Source organism: Pseudomonas californiensis (assembly GCF_021147775.1).
Taxonomy (GTDB): Bacteria; Pseudomonadota; Gammaproteobacteria; order Pseudomonadales; family Pseudomonadaceae; genus Aquipseudomonas; species Aquipseudomonas californiensis.
On the sequence record NZ_JAGTPK010000084.1, the window covers coordinates 1 to 4144 of the forward strand.

Sequence of the window (4144 nt, forward strand, 5' to 3'; positions counted from 1 at the left end):
CCTCGACGCGCAGAAGAACAGCGCAGCGTATCGAGTGCTGGGATCCACCGGGTTTTGTCTGGCGGTATTGATGCTGGAGGCTTGGAATGTGAGTTCTGAAAGTGAAACATTAGCTCAATCCTTACGTGAGAGAAACCAGACAAGAGTAATTGGGGGATTGCTTGCTGCAACTTTGGACCTGGCCATCGCAGCAGAGGCCTTAACAGTAAAAATATTAAGCAGAGAACCTAAAAGCTTTACTACTAGAAAAGCTATTCTGAAATTTTCCGAGGATGGCATAACTAGATGGCTAGGGGGAAAACTTGGATCGATAGCGATTAGAGAGATATCCCTCCGTTTAATCGCTCAACTATTTTCGGGAACGCTTCTAACTGCCCTAAATCTCCACGATACATGGCATGCGTGGCAAAGAAATGACCAAGCAATGTATGGCTATCTCCTCATGTCCATGGGTGGCCTCTCGACCATTCTGAGCTCTGCGCTAGGAGGCATGAAGTTATTCGCAGGATTGAACCTGCTTGGCTGGGCTGCTTTATTATTATTGATAGGCGGAGCTGGCTTGGTTGTCTGGCTCAGCAGCACGCCTTTAGTGGATTGGCTGGCAAACGGCCCTTTTGGTCAAAGCAAGACAAAGGAGAGTAGCTTAGAGAGTCCATCAGAGGCACTATATAAGCTCATAGGTTTATTAGCCGGGATAACCATTACAATCGAAGAAAACCCCGCTTACGAACCACACGCCAAATTCGACTTTCGTGCTCAAATACCCTACGCAGTGCGCAGCGCTAATACGATCATCCGTCTGGAGAGTCGCCTGCCCGGTCTGATTGATAACTTGGACAGCCTAAATATCAGGGCCGAGTGCAGGCTGTGTCGTATAACAGAACGTACAAACAACCAAGGTGTTCCTTATAAGACAGGGACTGAGATAGCCGCACAATCAACGACACCCAAAGCGCAGCGTCATTTCATAAACAAGATAGAGCTATTATTCTTCACACCAAGCAATAAAACAAGAACGTCCGAATGGAGCACTATTCATCACTTCAAATGGGCAGTTCGCGCACAATTCATTCTCACCACACGTGGAGAAAAACATTACTTTCCTGCGCCTTCTATTAGAGAGCGCGCGCAATACCACGAGGAACAGGCAGCACCCGATTTTACGGCAATCAACCAACCATTTTGGGCTGACGAAATAACCCACAAGAACTAATCCCATGAATAAATATAACGAAAAATTATACTACAGCAACACTTCCTATTCACCCTATAACATTCCCATACAACATCCATCCATACGCCAAAAATCGTTTGGGTCTTGCTCAACGCGTCTGCCTTGGGGTTCTACACAACAAATTGCACCTACCAGGCTTATGGAAGATACAACGCCTAAAGGCATGAGATATTGGGAAGCAGCAGAAGCGGAAAAAAAAGAAAAGAAGGCGAACAACACCTACGTGCCTGCGCTATTTGAAGGTATCGAGTTCCATAGCAAACAGAATCATGAAACGTTTCGCCACGCCCCTCTTCCATTCAGATCGCAATTCTGGCTAGTAACATTACAACTTGCAATTGGTGCACTAATACTTTTCTCTCCCATAATGCTTTTTATACACATGCTCATGATATCTGTATCTAGTAAATCCTGGCAGTCCGTAAGCATGGATATGCTGTTAACGGCACACCCTATCTTTATAGGCATCCCTTTAATCTGCTGGCTAACTTCGCACATTGTAGTTAACCACTTCCCCCGCGTCTGGCTTCGTCCACCCAAAGGCCCATCATGGGAGTTGAACCGTCGAACGGGTTTGGTGACGATATTCGACTACAAAAACTTCAAAAAAACAGGTGTGATTGATGAATTTCTCGCACCGTTTTACGAGTTCGACGCTTATATGATCAAGGCTGTGGATCGTCATGGATCCACCTATGGACTTTTGCTTAGGCACCGCTATGAAGACAGAACTATTAATTTCCATATGTTAGTAAATCCAGACGACTTCAAGCAGCGCCCTTGCGCCTGGTGGGACTTTTTCCAGAACTACATGAACGTCAGCGGCCCTCTTCCAGACATCCCGCTGTTCGAACCTTATCGGCATCTGGACCCTGTGACTGCCGAGTACGACAAGAAAAACGGCCGCAATCCGCGCTATTGGATCGACATGAACGAGGATGTCTTCAAGGCGGAGGTCGGTGCGATGTGGAAACGAACCTATGACATGCACACGTTCGGACGACCAAATCTGATGGCGCGCTATGTAGACTACAACGATTAAAACTATACACAGCATCAAGAAAATCTGTTGGGCTTGATCAAGAAAATGATTATTACATTCATACACACTCAAAGTGTCTTGATATGAGCCTCGGTCATGCGCAAGTACCGCTTTGACGCATCGCAAAGCCACAGAGGCTTGCGAGCCAATCCCAACGAAGACGTATTGAGAAAATTAACCATGGATAGAACAAATGAGAATAGTTATTATGGCTGTTGCGTCTATAGAACCAGCGACATTCCTAATCAACGCCCATCTGCACAAGGAAGGCCACCCTCTTGCTCCACATCGCTACCATGGGGCTCAACACAAAAACTAACAACCCTGGAAATTTTTCAGGATTCCACACCTAAAAACATGAGATTCTGGGAGCAGATCAAGCAAAAAAAAGAAGAGCAAACAGCAAATGGCACCTACATACCGAGAATTTTTGAGGGTGTTGATCTTCATATAAGACAGAACCATGAGAAATTTCGTTTCGCACAGCTTCCCTTCAGCTCACAACTGTGGATTTTTATGCTGCATTTTGGGAAGTGGGGATTTATCATTATATTCCCCATTGCGATTATTTCTCACATCGCAGTAGCACGCGTCTCCATAGAAACGTGGCAACAGGTCACTGTAGAATTATTGATCGGTCTTTATCCTTTGCTCTTCGGCATTCCTTTACTCTGTTGGTTAGCTGGCCATATCGTCATCAACTATTTCCCAAAGATGTGGTTTCGTCCCCCCAAAGGTCCACTCTGGGAGTTGAACCGCCGAACAGGCCTGGTGACGATTTTTGGTTACAAGCGTTTCAAAAAAGAAGGTGTGATTGAGGAATTCGTCGCTCCCTTCTACGAGTTTGACGCCTACATGATTACGACTGTAGATCGTAATGGGCCCTCTCATGGGCTGCTGCTTCGTCATCGTTACGAAGACAGGAAAATCAACTTCTATTCCTTATTGAGCCCAGACGACTGTAGGCAACGCCCCTGCGCGCTATGGGATTTTTTCCAGAACTACATGGATGTAAGCGGCCCGCTTCCGGACATCCCGCTGTTCGAACCCTATCGGCATCTGGACCCGGTAACCGCGAAATACGATAAGGCGAAAAGCCGCAATCCGCGCTACTGGATCGACATGAACGACGAAGCGTTCAAGGCTGAAGTCAATGCAATGTGGAAACGGATCTATAAAATCAACACGTTCAGCCGCGCAAATCTGATGGCGCGCTATGTGGACTTTAGCGGTTGATCACACAAAAGTCTGACGAAGGCCCAAGCCAGATTGAGTTGGGTGCAAGTTTTTGTAGTTTAGAACGAGACCCAAAATACTCAACTTAAGATTCTGGGTACTGACGTGCAAGGGCACCGCGAACACTTATAAATCATTACAACCAAGAAGCTTTATAAATCATGCCCGATCCAAGTCCAGATTTCTACTACGACACTCATGCCTATAGGCAAAATAATATTACCGCGCAAAAGCCTTCAGTGCGTCAAAAGTCGTTTGGATCCTTTTCAATACGTCTGCCGTGGGGCTCAACCCAGAACATAACACTCACTCGACTTATGGAACAGCTAAAGCCTAAAAGCATGAGGTATTGGAAGACAGTAGAAAAACAAAAAGAAATACAAATAGCGAACCACACCTATGTGCCTGCGCCCTTTGAAGGTGTCGAATTCCACAATAAACAGAATCACGAAATTTTCAAGCACGCTCCGCTTCCATTCAGATCGCAATTCTGGGTGGTGATGCTACAACTTGGGTTGATCTCTACCATATTGCTTACTCCCCTTACGATGTTGGCACACATGATTTTGCTCTCGAACACGCGTGATTCCTGGCAAGTCGTCACCATCGACATGGTGCTCCATGTATATCCA

General features: G+C 46.1%; 2 protein-coding genes and 2 pseudogenes. All 4 read left to right on the forward strand.

The genetic code is table 11. The annotated features are described in order from the left end of the window. A pseudogene (locus tag KDX37_RS28705) lies at positions 1-1213 on the forward strand (hypothetical protein); the annotation flags it as partial. A 160-nt stretch (positions 1214-1373) separates the two neighbouring features. Continuing rightward, positions 1374-2276, forward strand: coding sequence for a hypothetical protein (locus KDX37_RS28710; RefSeq protein ID WP_231656572.1), 903 nt, complete (start codon positions 1374-1376; stop codon positions 2274-2276). Between the two features lie 357 nt (positions 2277-2633). Beyond that, positions 2634-3512 carry a hypothetical protein gene (locus KDX37_RS28715; protein WP_231656573.1) on the forward strand — a complete coding sequence of 293 codons (879 nt, stop codon included), beginning with the start codon at positions 2634-2636 and terminating at the stop codon, positions 3510-3512. A 161-nt stretch (positions 3513-3673) separates the two neighbouring features. Further along, positions 3674-4144: pseudogene (locus tag KDX37_RS28720) on the forward strand (hypothetical protein); the annotation flags it as partial.